This is a genomic window from Geminocystis sp. NIES-3709 (genome assembly GCF_001548115.1).
Lineage (GTDB): Bacteria > Cyanobacteriota > Cyanobacteriia > Cyanobacteriales > Cyanobacteriaceae > Geminocystis.
Window position 1 is genome coordinate 974,562 of the sequence record NZ_AP014821.1, and the last position, 20,260, is coordinate 994,821.

The following is a 20,260-nucleotide window of genomic DNA, read 5'->3' on the forward strand; positions in this document are numbered from 1 at the left end:
CTAAAACCTACTACCCGATACCTGAAACCTGCCCTTATTTTTCTAATTGTCCGATCGCTGTTTTTACCTTATCCGAAGAAGCATTGGTAATAAAATCTAGTTTATATTCTTGATTTTCACTAAGATATTGTCCATAGGAAGATTGTAAATAGTTACGAAAATTGGGATTATTTTTGAGATGAACTTCAAAAAAAGCTACAGATACTCCTTTGACATAACTACTAATCAAATCCTGACTGGGTAACGCTAAATTAACAGTAGAATCAAGGGCTTGTTTAATTCCTCCATCCAGTTTGTTAAAATTGACATGGGCTTGTCCTTCTACTAACATCCAGTATTTATCAGGTGTATTTAACCAAGTAAAAGGCATTCCTTGTTCAAACACCGGTGGTGCGGCAGGATCATTACTTCCTGAAGCCAAGAGTACGGGAATCTGAATTTTACTGATACCTGTTTGTCCAAAAATATAGCGATTAACTGGATTTGCCGCAATTATTGCAGTAACACGAGGATCTCGAAAACTATAATTTTCTCTAGGTAATTCTAAAGCTCTACATTGTAATAAAATACCTACATCTAAACCGCCGTAAAGACGTTCACAGGTTTTTTGTAAATAATCAAAGTCAATAGTAGCACCTGCGATCGCTAAAGCTGTATAACCACCAAAAGAATGTCCTGCCATTCCGACGTTTTTAAGATCTAGTTTGCCTTGAAACTCGGTAGGGTTGCGTCTTTCTAATTCATCAATGACAAAACTAATATCTTTAGGACGATTGATAAATTCATCTTGATCGAATATATTTTTATGATAGCCTTCAAACATCTCTTTTAAGTAAATAGTGTCACTACCAATATGTTGAGGTGCCGCAATGACATAACCATAGGAAGCAAGATGATTAAGAGGTGTATCAAAATCTTCAGGGCGAGAGGATAAGCCATGAGAAAAGACAATCACCGAAGTTTTATCTCCCGATACCCCTTGAGGAATATAAACATCGACATAAAATTTGCGGTTTCGACTAGCATCAGTTAACTGCCAAACTTCTTTTTTGACTTGATATTTTCCTGTTTTGCGAATATCTGATAATTTAGCATAATCCACAGGAGCATTATTTGAGGCTTCTTCTGCTGTCCAAGTACGCATTTCTTTGACTAAATTTTCCGTAGCGGAGATGATTTTGTCTCCTTCTTCCACTGCCCCCTTAACTAATTCTCCTTGTATTTGAAGATTTGTGGGATATTTTTTGAGAATATTTAGTAATGTTAAACCATCGGGATCGAAAGCTGATTGTACGATCGCACCTCGTAAGGCAATACCCCCATTTTCTCCCCCTTCAAGGGTAATTCCTTTGCCTAAACGTATCAAAATATCTTCTCCCATATCACTCTTAAAAAAGCGAGAAACTAACACAGGATTAAGAGGAACTTTTTTTGTTAAACCCTCTCGAAATTCATCTCTTTTATCAGGAGGAATTAAGCCTAAATATTGCCCTAAATCATCATTAACTGTGCCATCTTTAGCGAAGATTTCTAAAGATTTTACCTCTACAGAAAATTTTAGAGGTCCATAACTTAAAAAAAGTTTTTCCGCCGATTTAACAGGAAGTGAACTAAAAAAAATGCTTGTTATTCCTAATAAAAAGAAAGCTAGTTTTGATCGTTTTTTGATGAACATTTGTTAAGATAATTATTTAATAAATTTGTTGTTAAATTGAAAATCAACTATTTATAGTTTAATTAAAACTCTATTTTTTATTATCTTCTGATTAATAAGATTTAGAATTTTTTTATATTTTGGCATAATTTATCATTATTTTACACAGAAATAACTGATTGATTAATTTCATTGAGATTTATTCCATCAATAATGAGTATTTTTAAGCCCAATTTTAAACCCAAAGCAATCCAATCACTTAATGTTTTTTTCAATTCACTTCTACAACCTTTAAAGGTTTCATTATTAGCACACACTGCCTGAAGATTAGGAATTTTACCCTAATAACGATGATCATCTTCTACCATTTCATAAACAGCTATTTTCATAGGTTTATTAATATAATTTATTAACATTATATTCTCCTTTTATACATTATTTTTTTTATTATAATAAAAGTTATTTAAACTATAATAAAAATTTAACTTTTCTTAATATTCTTAATATGAATATCCCTTTGAGGATAGGGAATTTCTATATTATTATCAGTAAACTCTTTAAAAAGAGTACAGTTTAATTCGCTAATAACTCCTTTCCTGATATTAACATCATCTAACCAAAATTTAAGTTCAAAATTTAAGCTAGAATCACCGAAATTAAGAAAAAATGCGATGGGAGAAGGATTTTTTAATACTCTTTTATTATTATAGGCAATTTCTAATAATAAATTAATAATAAGTTCAGGGTTAGAATCATAACCGACTCCGACTAAAAGAGAACAATAAACGAGGTTATTTGTGCCAGTATACGTGGTAACATCTTCTGTAAAAAAGCGTTGATTAGGGATAATTTTTTCCGAGTTATCTGTTGTCATTCTTACGGTGGTTGCCCTGATTCCTAATTCTTTTACTTCACAAGTTTGTCCTTCGATACTGATAATATCTCCAGGTGTTAATATTTTTTCAAATAATAGAATAATGCCACTAAAAAAATTACTAATAATTTCTTTTAAAGCGAAGCCAATACCCACCGATAAACCACCACTAATAGCGGTTACTGCTCTACCATCCACTCCCACATAACCTAAAATTAACACAATTCCTAAAGTGATTAAAAAATAACGTAATAATAATATACTTGCTTGAATTTCTCCTTTATCTGAAGCCGTTTTAGGTTTAATAAATATTATTAACAATTTTTCTAATAGGGTAACAATTACCAGCCAAAAATATAGTCCTATAAATAAAACAAATATAGATTGAATAGTAACATAATTATTAAATAATTTGATTAAAACTACCTGAGAAAATTCTTGAAAATTTCCCGAAAGCTCTAGTATTTTTCTCAACACAAATAAGGTGAATAAAGGATAAAATATTTTCCATTGGTATTCTCGAATAATATTTAAAGGAAAAGTACCATATAAAAATGCCAATAAACATCTTAGAATTAAATAAACTACTACTATTTCTTTGCCTAAATTAATTAATCCCTTTGTCGAATTTAGACTATTTAAAAAAGCCTCTATTAAATTAAGTAAAATTAAAGTAATTAAAGGAAAGTCGATACTTTGTAAAAATAAAGCAATATACTCATTAGGTTCTAGTTTTTCATCTCGCCAAATAAAAGTAGTAAATTGAGGAATTTTTTGATGTAACCAATTCCAAATAACTTTAGATAATAACCAACCCGTTATTAAAGAAATAAAGATAATTAATGACTGAATTTGAATGTCAGATCGAGCTAAAAATATTGATTGTTTTACAAGAATATCAGAAAAAGTTATAACTTTATTTTTCATAAAAATAGACATTTATTAACTACTAAAATTACCTATCAATAACATTAATTCTTCGGCAGCTTTTATAGTAGAAATTTCTCCGACAAAGGCTTGTTGATATAAAGTTTCCCCTTTTTCAAAAACTTGGATAATTTGTTCTAAATTATTAAGAGGAATAGCCACCGCCGATTCAGCTTGTTTTAATAAGACGGATTCGATGGGAAGTAAAGCAACGTTGAGATTTACATTCCGATTGGTGGGAATGAAACTCTGAGTTTTGATAATTCCGGCTAATTGTTGTTCAGGATTAGTGATATATTTTCCGAAAGCTAACCCTAGATGGTTTTCATTATCTGTGTTACTATGATTAAATACTATAACTTTGGTATAAAGCAAAGGAGTAGCTTTTCCTCCATCCCCTTGAGGTAATAAAGCAACTCGGAAATTATCTTTTAAACTCTCAGTAAAATCGAGAATTTCCTTTGATTCACAAACATAATAAGCCAATTTACCTTCACTAAAAGCATTGTGGAGAATAGTACGATCGCGACTAAAAATAACGTTAGGTTGTAAAGAAGCATTTTTAAGCCAATCCAGCCATTTTACCCATCCATCAAGATTAGCTTCAAGTAAACCTAATTCATTAAATAATTTACCACCAAAAGTACCCATGCCCCAAAAAGTATCTTCAAAAGAGGAAACTAAACCCACAGTATAACCTTTGATTGCTCTTTGAATTAATCCATCTAAATCTGTTGGTGGAGTGCTGAAAATTGGCTCATTTGTCGCATTTAATTTTGCTTTATTATAACAAAGAACTCTTGTATTTGAACCTAATGGAATACCATAAATTTTTCCTAGATAACGTACTTGACTTAAGGTAAGAGGGGAATAGATAGAAGTGTCAATAAATTGAGAATCAATAGGATTAATTAATCTTTTTTTGAGTAATTCTATGAGATTTTTTGCTTCAATAATTAAAGCACTTGAACCAAAACCAGCTCCCGATTTTTCAATAAAAAGAGAGGGATTTTTTTTGTCATGAATTGATTGAAGGAGAAGATTAACTTCTGGATTTAATTGTTTAAATTGTTCTACAGCATTTATGAACATATTCGCAACTTTTCCCTCTGTAGAATGCCAAATTAATAGATTGCCTTGCAGTTGTGTTGATGATAGATTTATTTTATTAAGTACAGCAATTTGAATGAGTAAAATTAAGCTAATACTAATAATAAAGTAATATAAAAAACTCAATAAATTTTTATGTTTAAACAACTTTGACATTTACTAAAAAATTCTACCTATTTAACTAATTTAACCAGTTATTGATTATGATTAAAAATGAAAAGTTGCTGACAAAAATGGCCCGTTAAAACTTTCTTTAAATCCGAAGGCATTATTACCACTACCCCAAGAATAATCTATTTCATAGAAACGATAGCCTAATTGTAAAGCTGTGTTATAACCGATCCATACATCAGTACCAAATAAGACATTCCAACTCATATCCGTCTCTCCGGCTAATCCAAATCCTGACGCATCACCCCTTAACCATAGTCCTATGCGATCGTTCAATTGCATTCCTAACTTAGCACCTATCATCGGTTCAAGCCAAGTTCGAGTTTGTCCGTAATTATTTTTAAAACTACCATTAAAATTAACTAAAGTACTGGTAGCGACAACGTTAATAGTTTCTTCTATATTGATACTTATATTATTTAATCTCATTCCGGCGATGGGTTGAAACCAGAAAAGAGGATAATTACGTCCTGAAGGTTTATCTCCTAATTTATAATTGGGAATTTCCCCAAAATGATAACTCACGGCAAAGTCATAAATACCTTGTTGAAAACTTAAATTAGTTTGACTATCAATATCCAAGTTTTGGGGCGATCGATTTTCGATAAAATCCTTTGTTTGTTCAATTTTTGCTAATTCTTGATCTATCAAGGCTTTCGCTTCTTCTAATTCTTTTTGTAATTCTCGTAATTTTTCTGTATCTTCAATTTTCCGTTCTTCGATAACTGTTTCAATACCCTGTCTTACAGTCTCACGAGTTTCTGTCAATTTTTGTTTAATTTCAGGAATAGAAGATAAAACTTCTCTAACTCTCGTATCTTCAATTCTCTTATTTAACTCTTGTAAATCTTGAATTTGAGGAAAATCTTTAATATTTAGAGCCAATAATTCTTTAAAACCTTCAGGAATTAATTGAAAGTTTTTTAAGTCTTGAAAATTCAAATCACCGATACGAGAATTAACAAAATTAGTCAAATTATTTCTAATTTCTTCTACTTTTATATCAACAGCTTTTAATCTTTCCAAATCTTCATTAACAGTAAATTTTAAGTCTTCAATTTTTGTATCTACTCTTTGGATAATTTCATTCTTTTTTAACTGTTCATTTTCTTTCGCTATTTCAATTTTTTGTTCAAGATTATTAACTAATTCTGTCACCCTTGTATTTGTGCCTTTACTTAGTAAATAATTCACAGAATTTAAAGCTGAGGGGTTACGACTGAGTTGTTTACTTAAGTTAACTGCATCACCCAAATTGACGTAATAACCATCAAAAATAAAGCCTAATCGTCCTTTCCATGCTTCCACCCTTGCACTAGCAGTAAAGTTCAAAGAATCGAAAACTTGCCCTAAGTCCATATCATAATCAACAGTTCGTCCCCTAGCTGTAGCTGTGCCATAAGTATTTATAGGTACGGTTGTATAAGGTTGAAATTGCAAACGCCATTTATTAGGATCTGTTGTGATATTAATTTCAGAATTTTGGGCTTGAATTTGAGGTAATAAACTATTAATATTTTGATTGAATTGATTGTTTTGAAAAGTCTCTAAATTATTTTTTTTAAGTTCTAATTCTTGAAAATAATTTCCCCTTAAATCTTCCGCACAATCACAGCCATTAGAAGTAAATATATCGTCTTTTTCTTGGGAAGTTATAGGGTTAGCGATCGCTTTTAAAGGAAAATAAAGACTTCCTATTGTTAGGATAGATATTAAAGATTTTTGTGATAAAAACATATTAATAAATAAAAAGTGAGTAATTTAAAACATTTATTATTTGAAAAAAGATTTAATTTACTTTGATTCTGAGTAGTAATGAGAAAACCTCAAATACTTATACTTAATAAACAATCACTGGACGGGGTGCAATATACATACACTGGAGGTGCATAAACTGGAGCTACGGGAGCAACAACAACGGGAGGGTTATAATAATAGGTAAATAAAGCACAGATAGATTTTTTGTTCATGGTTTTAATAATTGAGTAAGGTGGGCAATGCCCACGTTAAATTTATGGACAGCAAAAAAACTAAACTATTCAGAAACTTTATTATTTCTCTGGGCTTGTTTTAGTTTCTCTATATCTTCAGGGCTTAATTGAGGTCGATCGATCGTCAAAGTTAACTTATCGAGCTTACCGTTAAACTGGAAAGGTACTTGATAATAAGCATCATCAACAGGTGTACCTGTATCAGCACCAATATCAAAGTTTTCATCCCATTGCAGAATAAAGGGCAAGGTTTTTTCCATTTTTTGAGTAGCTACTACATTACCATCAACTTTGAGAACACCAGTACCACTGCGTCCAATACCGCTGACATTATTGAAAGCAAGAGTACCCATGCCTAAACCATCATACTTAAAGTCAAATTCTACGGTATGTTTACCAGCAGATATTGGTTGTTGCCCTTCCCAACGGATTCTTTCTAAATCCACCAAATTCCACACAAACACTGGTTTTCCTTCAAGGAGATAAAAGCCATAACCGCCAAAACGACCTCCTTGAGTGGCGATCATTCCTTGTCCTCCGTTTTGAGGTACTTCTACTTCCGCTTTAAAGTTATAGGAAGAGTTTAAAATACTTGGAGCAACACCGTTGGGTATGCCGGTTAACTCTCCTCGATAGGTAAACACATTTCGTCCAGCCGTAAGACTAGGGCGAGGAGTAATTAAACGGGGTGTTACAGAACCATCAAGGGGTAAAACTTGATATTTATCGGCTTCCTTCCAAAATAAATTCTGTAATTCTTTGAGTTTTTGGGGATTTTGGTCAGCAATATTATTGGATTGTGTCCAATCTTTAGTTAAATCGTACAATTCCCACGGTGATGATGCAGGATCAAGGTTTCCTAAACCGCCTATTATCCAAGGAGGACGTACAACTTTAGTACTGGCGATCCAACCTTCATTATAAAGAGCCTGATCTCCTAACATCTCAAAATACTGGGTTTTATGGGTAGATGGTATTTTAGCATTTTCAGCATCAAAGGTATAGACTAAACTCACACCTTCAATGGGTTTTTGCTCAATACCATCAACAATTTTCGGTGCAGGAATGCCTGTTAATTCTAAGATGGTGGGAACTATATCAATAACGTGATGGAATTGATTACGGATACCACCTTTATCTTTAATAACTTTGGGATAAGAAATCGCCATGCCTTGACGTATTCCACCAAAATGAGAGGCAACTTGTTTTGTCCAAGAAAATGGAGCATCAAACGCCCATGTCCAGGGTATTGCCATATGGTTATAGGTTTGATCCGTTCCCCAGACATCATAGAATTTTTCTAATTGTACTTCTACGGTTACATCAACATCGTTAAATATTGCTACTTCGTTGGGAGTACCCATCATCGTACCTTCGGCACTGCTTCCGTTATCGCCACTGATATAAATAACAACGGTGTTATCTAGTTTGCCGATGTCTTCTACTGCTTGAATAACTCGCCCAATTTCGTGATCGGTGTAAGCTAAAAAGGCGGCGTAAACTTCCACTTGACGAATAAACAGTTTTTGCTCATCCGGGGTGAGATCTTCCCATTTTTTGAGTAAATCATCGGGCCAAGGTGTTAATTTTGCATCGGCAGGAATTACGCCTAATTTCTTTTGATTGGCAAAAATTTCTTCTCTTAAAGCATTCCAACCTTTATCAAACAGGTGCATATTATGGATTTTATCCACCCATTCTTTGGTGGGATGGTGAGGGGCGTGAGTGCCTCCGGGGGCGTATTTGATGAAAAAGGGTTGATTGGGATCTAAACTATTAACACGATTAACATATTTGATCGCATCATCCGCCATTGCGGTGGTTAAGTTCCAATCTTTTTTACCTACATAAGGATAAATAGGGGTTGTGTTACGAAATAAATTAGGTTGCCATTGACTGGTATCGCCACCGACAAAACCATAAAAATAATCAAATCCCATACCAGTAGGCCATTGATCAAAAGGGCCATTCTGACTGGATTGGAAGGCAGGAGTATTATGATCTTTGCCAAACCATGAGGTGACATAACCGTTATCTTTGAGGATTTTACCGATCGTTGCTTTATCTTTAGTGATAATGCTGTCATAACCTGGATAACCCGTAGCCATTTCCGAAACTACACCAAATCCTGCAGAATGATGATTGCGTCCTGTAATTAAAGCCGCTCTAGTGGGAGAACAAAGGGCGGTAGAATGAAAGTTAGTGTATCTTAAGCCATTATTTGCCACTCGATCGAGGGCAGGAGTAGGAATCACACCACCAAAAGTAGAAGGAGAGCCAAAACCTACATCATCGGTAATAATTAACAAGACATTCGGGGCATCTTTAGGAGGTTGAATTCTAGGAGTCCAATAGGGTTTAGAATCTGAAACATTAGTTTTAATTACCCCTCCAAATGCTTTAGGGGGTGCGGGAAGTTGATCTCCTTTAATAGTCATAACAGCACTAGGAGAACCTGCTGTACCTCGAATTTGTTGGGCGATGGCAGGGGCAAAGAAAATTCCTGAACCTACTACCATGAAGAAAACCAGTATTCCTGTGGTAATTATCCTTATTTTGCTTGGTAATAAGCCATTAAGAAAATTTTTGAAACGTATAAACATGATTTTTTAATAATAATGATAATTTTAATTGCAAAAAAGATTTGTTAAATTGGTAATCTTAAAAAAAATTTTATTTTCAAATTACATCAGATTTTTTTGAGAAAAATAATTTAGTCAAGTTTAGTTTAGTAAACTTATATTTTTGTTATCTTCCAGGGCCACCATAACCCCCATAAACACCAACTCCACGAGTACCAACTCCGACCCCATAAAAACCAGGACCTACTCCTCCTCCAGCACCAATCCAGTCAATAAATAAGGCACTTTCACCACCTGATTTGGGCATTGTACCTTCAATCACTTTATAGTTGTAAACTAAATCTTTACCATCAATAACAGGGTTACTAATTTCAATTACCACAAGACTATTTTGAGGTTGTCCTTTCTCATAAACGGAAAGGGTCGCATTAGGAGGATCATTGTTGAAATTGTCAGAACCAGCACTAGCTGTCCATTCTTTCATGTATTCAGGAGTAGTAACATGACCGGCTAAACGTACAGGACGATCAGCAAAATAAAGAGTCTGAGGATTGACGTTAACTAGACGAATAGTTTTGTTATCAGTTTTTATGTCATCGGCAGTTTGAACAAACATTAATTGTACTTTTTGTTCTTCTGTTTTTTGTTCTTGAGCTTTGACGGGATAAAATGTAGCGAAAACCGAAATAACAAATACTATTAAAGGAGAAATAGCAAAAAGTTGACGTATTTTTATCATGGGATTACTCTTAAATTTGTTAATAAATTTTTTGATTTATGGTAGAGATGTGACTAAACGAAATCCGATATGCGATGTCCCCGTATCAGGAGATTCTGCTTCCCTTGCTGATGGACGAAAACGACTGCAATAGTTACGAGCGCATAGATACGAACCTCCTTTAATAACGTGTTTAAGTACTTCAGGATCACGAGGATCAAAACTTTCTTTTTCGTCACTGACAATAGGATTTAGTTGCCCAGATTTACTATCATGACCATAATGATAATAGTCTTGAGTCCATTCCCACACATTCCCCGTCATGTCATATAATCCGTAACCGTTGGGGGGAAAAGAGCCGACTGGGGCAGTACCAAAATAACCGTCTTCTTGGGTATTTTTCACGGGAAATTCCCCCTGCCATGTGTTGGCTTTTTGGGAATTATAAGTATTACCCCACGCAAAAATTTTGTCCTTTAAGCCTCCTCGTGCTGCAAATTCCCATTGTGCTTCCGTTGGTAAAGATTTACCAGCCCATTTTCCATAGGCGATCGCATCATCATAGGCAACATGAACAACAGGATGATTTTCTTTCCCTTCAATGGTGCTATTTTTTCCTTGAGGATGTCGCCAATTTGCCCCTTGTACCCAATGCCACCAACTTAATTCTTGAAAAGGTTGTCCTTCAGGAATGGGTTGAAACACCACAGATCCGGGCGATCGCTCTTCCTCTGTTAATTTGGGAAATTGTGCCACAGATAAAGGGCGTTCGGCCATGGTAATATAACCTGTATCTTCTACAAACTTGGCAAATTGTTGATTAGTCACTTCGTGAGTATCAATGCAAAAGTCTTGAACTGTAATGGATTGAGCAGGTTTTTCTTCGGGAAATTCGTTATTTGCACCTATAGTAAAAGTACCTCCATGAATTTTTGTCATACCAGTTGAACAAGCCAAAACTGAGGGAATAAAGACGAAAAAAAGAACAGAGACTATTGCTAATATAAAGAGAACATTTTTCATCTTCAGAAGATAAGCTCGATCGCGCAGCGCCGTTTCACGATCGATGATTTTGCTTAAAAGAAATTAATATTTACTTAAGTATAAGCAAAGCATAAATATTTGTGGAAAACCTTTTCTTGCCATTTCGTGCCAATCTATAATTAAAAAATCCGTAAATACTCTGAGATTGTTTTCTATATTAACCTGCCAATCATTGTTAATTTTTGTTAATTATTTATGACGAATTATGTACCTCTTTTACGAGTTTCCGCTTTAATTCCTTTTGTTGATTTTTTGGAAGAATTAGGCACTCCCACAGAGAAACTATTAAGACAATATAAATTACCTATTTTTGCCCTCGATGAACCAAATTTGTTAATCTCTCGTGATCAAGTTTTTGATTTTTTGAAAAAAGCCTCATATCAAGAAGGAATAGAAAACTTAGGGTTTTTAGTAGGAGAAAAAACTCCTGTGGAATCCTTGGGCATCTTAGGTAAATTAGCTTGTCAATCTCTAACTCTATATGATGCCATTTTTAAGGCTATTCATTTGGGACATTTGTTTAATTCAGGAGAACATTTCTGGTTATTAGAAGATAAGGAAACGGCTTATTTTTGCCAAGAATATACTAATTTAAGACATTTTGATTCTCATCATCCCAGTCATTTTTCTTTAATATTGATGCTAGATTTAATTCGTAAAGTGGCAGGAAAAACATGGTGTCCACAACAAATTACTCTACAAACTCCATTCAGTAATTTTACGGATAATGATCTTCAAGAAGTTTTGATCAATAAAGATGTTACTATAACTTCCATCGCTTTTCCTCGCTCATTTTTAGCCTTACCTTTTCCAAAAGAGTTTAATTTATGTGAAGATCAAAAACATCAAGAATATGAAAAACTACATCAATCTATTCCCTCTTCTCAATTTACCCATTCTTTAACACAGGCGATTAAATCTCATTTAAAAGAAGGCTATCCGTCTATTAATTTAGCCTCAGAAATTGCCAAAATGCCTATTCGTAGTTTACAAAGAAGATTAGCAAAAGATGGTTTAACCTATTCTCAATTAGTGACTCGTATTCGTTATGAAAAAGCTGTTTATTTACTACAAAATTCTCCTTTAAAAATGATTGAAATTGCCTATGAATTAGGTTATGAAGATCCTGCTCATTTTAGTCGTGCTTTCAAACGTTGGACAGGAATAAGTCCTCATCATTTTCGTTGCGATCAACTTAACAAAAATATTGGTTAGCAAAATTTATTTACAGCCTATTACGGAAGCCGTGTAAGTTTTGCCGATCGACTCTACACCATTAACAAATAAATTGACTTGATATGGTTCATCTTCGGGGCGTGGCTCTGCTACTATTTTTAAAGGCTTGTCCGATTGAAATTGTACTGCTCGATTATTAAAAAATTCTCCTGCGGTTTGATCACTATATTTGAGATACATTCTGACATCAAAAGGACCACTATCATTGGAGTTAACGGTAACAATAAACTTACGATACTTAACATCTCCTGGTACTGCCCAATCCGTATTCCAATTATTACGAATGACATCAACTCCTAACATACCCAATGGACCGGCAGGAATAGTTGGAGGAGAAACAGTTTTAGTCACACTATTGCCACTGCCACCCACAAGATTTATGGGAGTACAGGTTTCGGCTTGAACAGGTAAATTAAGTCTCAAGATAGAGAAAAAGATACCGAGAATGGTAACACGAGAAAAAAAAGAAAGTTTCATGATTTGACAATTAAAAGATAGTTAAAAAGGGAAAATTTGTTTCCAGTCTTGTTTCATACTTATGATAATCCAATCACGTTGTTTTGCAGAATCCATCAATTCGTTAGAAAACCGCCCAACTTTGGTATCAGGTAGATTATCCGAAGGGCCATAAGCGTATTCTCGGATGGGATCATCATGATGAACGAGTATCATTAACCTTTTACCGTTACCAGCTTGGGTATATTCAAGCATCTCGCGATCGCCGTCAGAATTACCCACAGCAATAGATGGTTGTTTGCCAATAAAGAGATTGATTCCTGTCGGTTTACCAGCGTGATCATTAATGAAAAACACTTGAGGCTTACGCATCAACACTGGTTCACCGTCTTGATATTCATATTCAGTGACAATACTTGAACCGATAACTTGTTCTGGTGGAATACCATAAATATCTTCACTATAAGTCCTGACAAATTCTTGTCCGCCTCCCGTAACAATATAAGTCTTAAAATCATTTTCTCGAAGATATTGCATTAACTCTAACATTGGTTGATAAATAAGTTCGGTGTAGAGTTTATCAAAGCGTGGATGTTTTGCCGTTGTTAGCCAATCTTTTACGATTTTGATGAATGCTTTTGTAGTAATTCCTGCATGAGTAGCGGCAATAATTTCCACCAATTCCTTCTCGGTAAATTGAGAGATCGCCTCCTGATTATTTTCCAGAATTGTTTTAAAAGGCTCTTGGTTTTGCCATTCGGGATGTTCTGGTGCTAAAATTTTTACTCGATCTAAGGCGAATATTCCTTGAGTATAAAAAGGGTGTTCAACCCAAAGTGTTCCATCTTGATCAAACGTGGCGATGCGATCGCTTGGTTTAACATAATTAGGGCTAGATTGATCGATGGCTTCTTCGACAAACTCAATAATTTTCTGTTTCGCAGTTCCATTATTCCATGAAGGTAACGGATTACTCGATTGAGCACTAGCTATTCCGAGATTGAAATTGTTACTCATAAATACCGTTAATAAAACCACGAATAAAGCAAATAGAATATATCTTTTTGTAATAAACCTGAACATTATATCTAAACCCATCGTTATCTATTACACTGGATTTTTCGTTAATAGACATACATCTCCAAAAAAGATTTTTAATAGGCTTGTAGTAAGAGCTAAAGCTCTAATTTTGCCAATTATTAAAGATGTCTAATTGTTAATTGTTAATTTTATTAACGGCTTCCTGCACCGCTTTGTAGTTTTTCCAATACTTGATCGATGGTGAAACTGGCGGCTTTTTGACGAGGTGGGTATTCGATAAAGGTTTTTAAGAAATCACCGACAATTTTTTGAGCAGGTAAAAACAGATAAATATGGTCAATTACCCAATCCCAATAGGTATTAGAGGTTATATCTGCCCTTTCATAAGGATCTGTACGGAGGTTAAATAATTTTGGAAAACGCAAGGTTACTAAAGGTTCTTGCCAGATACGTAGCGTTCCTTGTACTCGTTGTTCCATAAAAACAATTTTCCAGTTATCATAACGCATTGCCATGAGATCGCCATCATCTGAAAAGTAGAAAAAATCGACACGAGGACTATGTTCAACTTCTCCTTTGAAATATGGTACAAGGTTATAACCATCCAGATGCACTTTAAAGGTTTTATCACCTACTTGATAGCCTTTGAGTAATTTTTCTTTAATATCTGGTTCTCCGGCGGCGGCTAAAATAGTGGGCAACCAATCAAGGTTACTGACAATATCATTAGATACACTACCGGGTTTAATTACCCCGGGCCAACGAATGAAACAAGGAACACGAAATGCTCCCTCCCAATTGGAATCTTTTTCATTACGGAAAGGTGTCATGCCACCATCGGGCCAGGAGTTCATGTGAGGACCATTATCAGTACCATAAATAACAATGGTATTATCAGCAATGCCGAGATCATCTAATTTTTGCAGTACAGCACCCACAACGTTATCATGATCAATCATCACATCATGGTATTCTGACTGCCAACGTCCAGACTGTCCTAAACTCTCAGGTTTTGGATGAGTACGGAAGTGCATATGGGATGTGTTAAACCAGAGGAAAAAGGGATTGTCTTCGGCAACTTTGCGATCGAGCCATTCTGAAGTTACTTCAAAAACCTCATCATCGATGGTTTCCATACGTTTTTTGGTCAAAGGACCAGTATCTTCAACCCGTCCATCACTATAGGAATGGATTACACCACGAGGAGCAAAATGTTCACGGAAATTAGGAAAATCTTTTTCGGGAGGATAATCTCTTAATTCCGGTTCTTCACAGGCGTTTAAGTGATACAAGAAGCCAAAAAATTCATCAAAGCCGTGTTGGGTAGGCAAGAATTTATCTTTATCTCCAAAGTGATTTTTCCCGAATTGTCCCGTAGAGTAACCCAAGGGTTTTAATAGCTCTGCAATGGTGGGATCTTCTGCTTGTAATCCAATATCAGCACCGGGTAATCCTACTTTCGATAAACCCGTACGAAAAACAGATTGTCCTGTGGCAAAAGCGGATCTTCCTGCTGTACAACTTTGTTCACCGTAATAGTCTGTAAATAACATTCCTTCTTCGGCGATGCGATCGATATTCGGGGTACGATAACCCATCATGCCTTTAGTGAAAATACTCAGATTAGCTGTACCAATGTCATCACCCCAGATTACTACGATATTCGGTTTTTTTGCTGTCATTTTTAATTGTCCTTAAAAGAGGAATTGACTAAAATTATTCGTTAACTTGTGATTGAGGAACTTCAAACGAAAATTGACCACACTGTAAAGAAAGTTTTTGGGGATTAAGAGGATCTCTGACTAATAGAGGATCAGCAGGACGATTCTGCCCCGGATTGTTGTTTTCACAGATAATAGTGGTAATTTTCGGAGTTTGATTCGGAGTGAGAAAAGCCGCACCAACATAGGCTCTTAATTCACCTGATTTAGCAGGAATAACATAGCTATAAGCAGCTTCTGATGTGGTGCGAACTGCATAATTTAAAGTAGTAGGTAAAGTAATACCAAAATCTTTCTGAATATTCTTAACTACCGCTCGAAATTTACCATTTTTTTGATAATAAGTTCTTTGTCCTTCGGTCATCTTGGCGACAGCTTGTAATGCTGTATTTTGATCTTGATCTGGATTATTTTGGGCTTGGGTAGTCAACCCGACTCCTAATAATACGCTAACTCCCACAAGAATAACTATTGATCCATTTCTCAAAAGATGTTTTGAAAATTTACTCATGAATTTAGTTTTTGTGTTAAAACACTATTCTGAATTTAGTCTATATAGTTTGTTTCTCAATATTCAAAAATCACACTATTCTCTTAATATTTTGATAGAATCTACAAAATCAGGTTATACGAAATTTGCAACTTTTAGCCCTTGACAAAATTTTTACCCTATGTGTTAGTTTTTTTGATGAATATTTTAAATAAATAGCAATGAATTTTTATTTTAAATTTTATGAAAGAGGAAAAAAATTTTTTTTGTTCACATCAATTATTTCAAGATTTTGATCAATGGGCAGAGGCTTTTAAAATTTATAATTTAAGTTCAAATCAACTTAGTAAAGGTAAATTTAAAGGAGAGTTAGCCATCGCAGGGTTTCGTGGTTTACAAATAACTTATGCCTCTGTTAATCAAGCTATGCACATTATGGGAAGTAAACCTGCTAATAGTCTTACTTTTGGCATACCTTTAACCTCTGAAGATGAAATATTAATCGCTCATGATAACTGTTTATCTCATAATATATTGTTTGGATTAAATCCTCATCGAGAAATATTTGTCGTGACTAGAAAAGCCTGTGAAGTAGCAATAATATCTGTCAATGTCGATGTTTTTTATGAATACGCAAATTTAATGAAAATAAGTCGTTTTAATGATAAGTTTTTTCAAAAAAATACTGTGATTATTAATATTAATAAATTAAATAATTTTAAAAGCTATTTAAAACAACTTTTTTATTTACTTATTTATGATTCTAATTGGTTATCAAAATATTCGAGTCAGAGATTAATTATTGAAGATTTTTTACCTCTTTTTATCGATATTTTGAGGAATGATGATGAGATATTTTTTTCTAAAATTATGTCTTTTAGACGTTATGAAATTATTAGAAAAATGGATAATTTTATCATGAACAATATTGATCAACCTTTGACTTTAAAAGATTTATATACAGCACTAAAAACCAGTTCTCGTGCATTATCTTACGCCACTCAAGATATTTTTGCCATGAGTCCGATGGAGTACTTGAAAGTAAAACGACTTCATGGAGTAAGACTAGCTTTAAAAGCCTCAAATCCGAACAATACGAAAGTGTTTGCTGTTGCTAATAATTGGGGTTTTTGGAGTATGGGGCATTTTTCGAGAGATTATAAGCAATTATTTGGAGAGTCACCTTCAGAGATATTAAGAAATCATTAGAATAGAGGGATTTTTAGAGATTTCAAAATTTCAAGGATTTAATTAATACTCCAATAAAACTAAGTAAGCCAATTACGAGTAAAGCCACCGCTACAATTTCTGCACTTTGAGAGTTTTCGTAGGTATAGCGATCGCTTTCAATTTGTTTCATTATTTTACGATGATCTATTAATCCTAAAGCGATGGCAAACATTCCCGTACCGATAAAACAAAGTCCAACAATGACGGAAAATCTGAGGAGATTTAGATGAGTAATAGTATCAAGTTTTTCGATGGCAGTAGTAATAGTAGGAATACCAAAACCAAAGCCGATTAAGGATAAAGAAGTCCGTATCCAAGCCATCAAAGTACGATCGGCGGCGGCACGACTGCGATATTTAGCCATTTCAGTGCGATCAGAAGCTAAATCATCATTAGAAAGTTTTTTCGGTGTTTCTGAGTCTTGAGAAGGTTGATTAACCATGATTAAAGAGTAAGAAAAAGTGTGGTATTAAAATTTGGTTGCTATTTATTATTTGCATTTCGTTGAGACTCTAATTCTTTGGTAAGAAAATAATTAAGAAAAGTTCGGATTAGGGCAATAATTCCTAATTTTCCTAAAGAATCAAAAGTTGAACTTATACTTGTAGAAACAATATCTGCACCTAACTGAAATTCTAATGCTAGTACAAGCCACATTCCAAATTCTAGGCGAATTTCTGTAAATAAATTTTTACTACGATCGTACTTTGACCGATAAGCTAATAGTCCAGTTTTTAATACACCTAAAAGGATGCAAAAAACAGCAATGGCTTCTAGCAAAAACTTTAGAAATGTAACGAGGATTGCTAATCCACTTTCTAAGTGTTCCATCATCATTCGATCATAAGTAATTTGTCGTAAAAAACATTATTAAAATATATTAGTATTTATTTTTGATTACTCTGGAATTGGTGGAAATTGTCTTTTATACCATACTGAATAAATAATACCAAGAATCGCTCCCAAGATTGTATAAGCTACGAGGGTAGAAATTACCTCTTTTTCTATGTTATTGATAATGGCGATAAACAAGGCTAAACCGACATTACGAGCAACGCAGGAAATAGCCAGAATAGAACGATTTTGACCTTCAATTCCCCCTAAACTATGCCCTATAGCTAAAGATGCGATCGCTATAATTCCAATGACAAGTAACGATAAGCTAAGACGCATTTAACTTACATTGATTAATTCACCCTTATTCTTAAATTTTTTACTCCAATTAATTACTAAACCTCCTTCATTTAATAAGTAATTTACTGTTTTTTCTAGCTGTTCTTTATTTTCAAAGTTTCTATAAGCTATATATTCCTTTGCCGAATGCCACACTAATTCTATTAAGTTATAATCTGGACTATATACCGGTAAATATTCTAGTCTTATATTCGGTAGATTTTTTTCTATTTTTTCTACTATTTCCTTTTTTTTATGGAAACTTGCGTTGTCTAATATTATGATTATTTTCGGACCACATTCTTTAAAATCTTTTTCATCATTTCCCTTACTTACCCATTCATTTTTTATTTCTTCCCATAACTTTTTTAATTGTTCACAAAACGTTTCTGAATCACCTTTTTTTATTACAAAACATCTTCTTTTTTTATCCGAATATCTTATTCCTCCCATGATATTTACTCTTCCTCTTCTTCTTTCTCCCTTCACCTTTTTTCTTTTTCCTTTTTTCGTCCATGTTTTTCTTCTTATCACCCTTAAACTAAAACCACATTCATGAGGGGCTGTGTGGCGAATTTAGTTCGCCACTTTAAACGCCCCATCCCAAAACCATACTTGAACTAACTCAGGATTCTCTTTACCTATTTCTATGTAATGTTCTAATTTTTCTTTAAATGCTTTTCTTTGTTCTTGATTTTGTTTGTCTTCTAAACTATATTTTCCCCAAATATAACTATACTTTTTTCTTTTTAATATCCTCACTACTTGTGATTTGCTTAATTTAATTCCTGTTTCTTTTTCCAAATGTTCTGATAATCTTTGCCCCGTCCATCGACCAAAATCATATCCAAAATCTTCAGGATTTTTATCAACTACTTCTAATAATCTTTCAATATATTTATCCGTTGCTTTTGTTTGGTTTCCTTTTCTTCTTTTATCTTGCAATGAATCTACATTATTAGGATTACCATGAACTGCCCAGTAAGCCACCGTTTTGGGGGAACAACCCAAAAAAACTGCTATTTCTTGATAATTTTTACCATCATTCTCTAATAAAAATATTAAAATTCTTTCCCTGACTTCCGATCTCTTTTCTATTTTTAAAGCATCTTGTAGATACTTTCTTTCTTCCTCTGACAAAAAATTTTTAGAAGGCATAAATCACACCTAAGTTTTATCTTTTCTGACTTAAATTATATACCAAATCAATGCGTCTTAGCTTAAACCAGAAACTTTGAACAAGATAGGTAGTCCTGCAATACCCCCAATTATAATTAATACTAAAAAAAGACCATTCGCGATGGTACTTATTGGTTTTGCTATCATTTCAGCATATTTACTACCGAATTTTTGCAACAAAATACCGATAATAACTGGTAAAAATTGCACCATCGTTATTTGTTTCACAACTTCTAAAACTGTAACTTTTTGGGAAATATCATTAAATAAAGCCGTAAAAATAGCGAGGGTAATGGGAGTTATAAATACTGCCATTAAGGCTAAAGTTAGCTGAAGACTAGCAGAAGAAGGTAATTTACCTCGTGCCATTTGCGATCGCTTCGTAGTTAAAGGAGCTCCTGGAGATGCTGCTAATAAAGCTAATCCTGTCATTACGTCTGGTGGTAAATGAAAGAGTTTTAAGAAAATAATTACTACTAAAGGAACTATTACTACAACCGCTAAAATATCACGGAATAGCAAGGCAGGTTTACGCCAAAAGGAGAGCATTTTTTCAAAAGAAAGATTAATCCCAATGGCTAACATCAAAGAAAAAATCGTAATTTTAACAAAGATGACTAAAAAAGGATGATTCATAAGTACTTACACAGAATTTATGAAGAT

General features: G+C 33.9%; 19 protein-coding genes and 1 pseudogene. 2 read left to right on the forward strand and 18 right to left on the reverse strand.

From position 1 onward, the window contains the following. Positions 1 to 34: 34 nt before the first annotated feature. The 9 genes from GM3709_RS04185 to GM3709_RS04220 form a co-directional block, all read right to left on the reverse strand. The gene (locus GM3709_RS04185) at positions 35 to 1,675 is read right to left on the reverse strand and encodes an alpha/beta hydrolase (RefSeq protein WP_066116580.1); all 1,641 of its coding nucleotides are present in this window, start codon (positions 1,673 to 1,675) and stop codon (positions 35 to 37) included. A gap of 140 nt (positions 1,676 to 1,815) precedes the next feature. Next, positions 1,816 to 1,989 carry a hypothetical protein gene (locus GM3709_RS21855; RefSeq protein ID WP_396229702.1) on the reverse strand — a complete coding sequence of 58 codons (174 nt, stop codon included), beginning with the start codon at positions 1,987 to 1,989 and terminating at the stop codon, positions 1,816 to 1,818. A 146-nt stretch (positions 1,990 to 2,135) separates the two neighbouring features. Further along, positions 2,136 to 3,455, reverse strand: a complete 1,320-nt coding sequence (locus GM3709_RS04195) for a mechanosensitive ion channel family protein (RefSeq protein WP_082713046.1) — start codon at positions 3,453 to 3,455, stop codon at positions 2,136 to 2,138. 15 nt (positions 3,456 to 3,470) lie between these two features. Then, positions 3,471 to 4,721, reverse strand: a complete 1,251-nt coding sequence (locus GM3709_RS04200; protein WP_066116582.1) for an extracellular solute-binding protein — start codon at positions 4,719 to 4,721, stop codon at positions 3,471 to 3,473. 51 nt (positions 4,722 to 4,772) lie between these two features. After that, complete coding sequence (locus GM3709_RS04205; protein WP_066116584.1) at positions 4,773 to 6,473, reverse strand: hypothetical protein; 1,701 nt, start codon at positions 6,471 to 6,473, stop codon at positions 4,773 to 4,775. 89 nt (positions 6,474 to 6,562) lie between these two features. Next, positions 6,563 to 6,706: a hypothetical protein gene (locus GM3709_RS20395; protein ID WP_158506700.1), complete on the reverse strand. Its 144-nt coding sequence runs from the start codon at positions 6,704 to 6,706 to the stop codon at positions 6,563 to 6,565. Between the two features lie 65 nt (positions 6,707 to 6,771). After that, a complete protein-coding gene (locus GM3709_RS04210) occupies positions 6,772 to 9,330 on the reverse strand; it encodes an arylsulfatase (protein WP_066116586.1) in 2,559 nt (852 codons plus the stop codon). Between the two features lie 145 nt (positions 9,331 to 9,475). Then, complete coding sequence (locus GM3709_RS04215) at positions 9,476 to 10,048, reverse strand: hypothetical protein (protein ID WP_066116588.1); 573 nt, start codon at positions 10,046 to 10,048, stop codon at positions 9,476 to 9,478. Positions 10,049 to 10,084: 36 nt separating this feature from the next. Next, the gene (locus tag GM3709_RS04220; RefSeq protein ID WP_315863044.1) at positions 10,085 to 10,966 is read right to left on the reverse strand and encodes a formylglycine-generating enzyme family protein; all 882 of its coding nucleotides are present in this window, start codon (positions 10,964 to 10,966) and stop codon (positions 10,085 to 10,087) included. Positions 10,967 to 11,266: 300 nt separating this feature from the next. Between GM3709_RS04220 and GM3709_RS04225 the strand changes: the two genes are divergently transcribed. Then, complete coding sequence (locus tag GM3709_RS04225; protein WP_066116591.1) at positions 11,267 to 12,286, forward strand: AraC family transcriptional regulator; 1,020 nt, start codon at positions 11,267 to 11,269, stop codon at positions 12,284 to 12,286. A gap of 6 nt (positions 12,287 to 12,292) precedes the next feature. Here the strand turns inward: GM3709_RS04225 and GM3709_RS04230 are convergent, their stop codons facing one another. The 4 genes from GM3709_RS04230 to GM3709_RS04245 all read right to left on the reverse strand — a co-directional run bounded on the left by GM3709_RS04230 (position 12,293) and on the right by GM3709_RS04245 (position 16,036). Next, entirely contained in the window at positions 12,293 to 12,784 is a 492-nt protein-coding gene (locus tag GM3709_RS04230) for a hypothetical protein (protein WP_082712937.1), read from the reverse strand. 21 nt (positions 12,785 to 12,805) lie between these two features. Then, the gene (locus GM3709_RS04235) at positions 12,806 to 13,780 is read right to left on the reverse strand and encodes an HAD family phosphatase (RefSeq protein ID WP_066121718.1); all 975 of its coding nucleotides are present in this window, start codon (positions 13,778 to 13,780) and stop codon (positions 12,806 to 12,808) included. 215 nt (positions 13,781 to 13,995) lie between these two features. Next, a complete protein-coding gene (locus GM3709_RS04240) occupies positions 13,996 to 15,486 on the reverse strand; it encodes an arylsulfatase (RefSeq protein WP_066116595.1) in 1,491 nt (496 codons plus the stop codon). Positions 15,487 to 15,520: 34 nt separating this feature from the next. After that, positions 15,521 to 16,036, reverse strand: coding sequence for a type IV pilin-like G/H family protein (locus GM3709_RS04245; protein WP_066116596.1), 516 nt, complete (start codon positions 16,034 to 16,036; stop codon positions 15,521 to 15,523). 222 nt (positions 16,037 to 16,258) lie between these two features. Here GM3709_RS04245 and GM3709_RS04250 point away from each other — a divergent pair, with 222 nt between their 5' ends. After that, complete coding sequence (locus GM3709_RS04250) at positions 16,259 to 17,224, forward strand: helix-turn-helix domain-containing protein (protein WP_066116598.1); 966 nt, start codon at positions 16,259 to 16,261, stop codon at positions 17,222 to 17,224. 22 nt (positions 17,225 to 17,246) lie between these two features. On the opposite strand, the gene GM3709_RS04255 is transcribed toward GM3709_RS04250, so the two are convergent. The 5 genes and pseudogenes from GM3709_RS04255 to GM3709_RS04280 all read right to left on the reverse strand — a co-directional run bounded on the left by GM3709_RS04255 (position 17,247) and on the right by GM3709_RS04280 (position 20,233). Continuing rightward, positions 17,247 to 17,687 carry a YidH family protein gene (locus GM3709_RS04255; RefSeq protein WP_066116600.1) on the reverse strand — a complete coding sequence of 147 codons (441 nt, stop codon included), beginning with the start codon at positions 17,685 to 17,687 and terminating at the stop codon, positions 17,247 to 17,249. Positions 17,688 to 17,728: 41 nt separating this feature from the next. Then, positions 17,729 to 18,076 (reverse strand): DUF1622 domain-containing protein, encoded by a 348-nt coding sequence (locus GM3709_RS04260; RefSeq protein WP_066116602.1) that lies wholly within the window; start codon positions 18,074 to 18,076, stop codon positions 17,729 to 17,731. Positions 18,077 to 18,142: 66 nt separating this feature from the next. Then, positions 18,143 to 18,418, reverse strand: coding sequence for a hypothetical protein (locus tag GM3709_RS04265; RefSeq protein ID WP_066116604.1), 276 nt, complete (start codon positions 18,416 to 18,418; stop codon positions 18,143 to 18,145). Then, positions 18,419 to 19,576, reverse strand: a pseudogene (locus tag GM3709_RS18925) (IS630 family transposase). Positions 19,577 to 19,633: 57 nt separating this feature from the next. Then, positions 19,634 to 20,233, reverse strand: coding sequence for a bile acid:sodium symporter family protein (locus tag GM3709_RS04280; protein WP_066116608.1), 600 nt, complete (start codon positions 20,231 to 20,233; stop codon positions 19,634 to 19,636). Between the last annotated feature and the right edge of the window lie 27 nt (positions 20,234 to 20,260).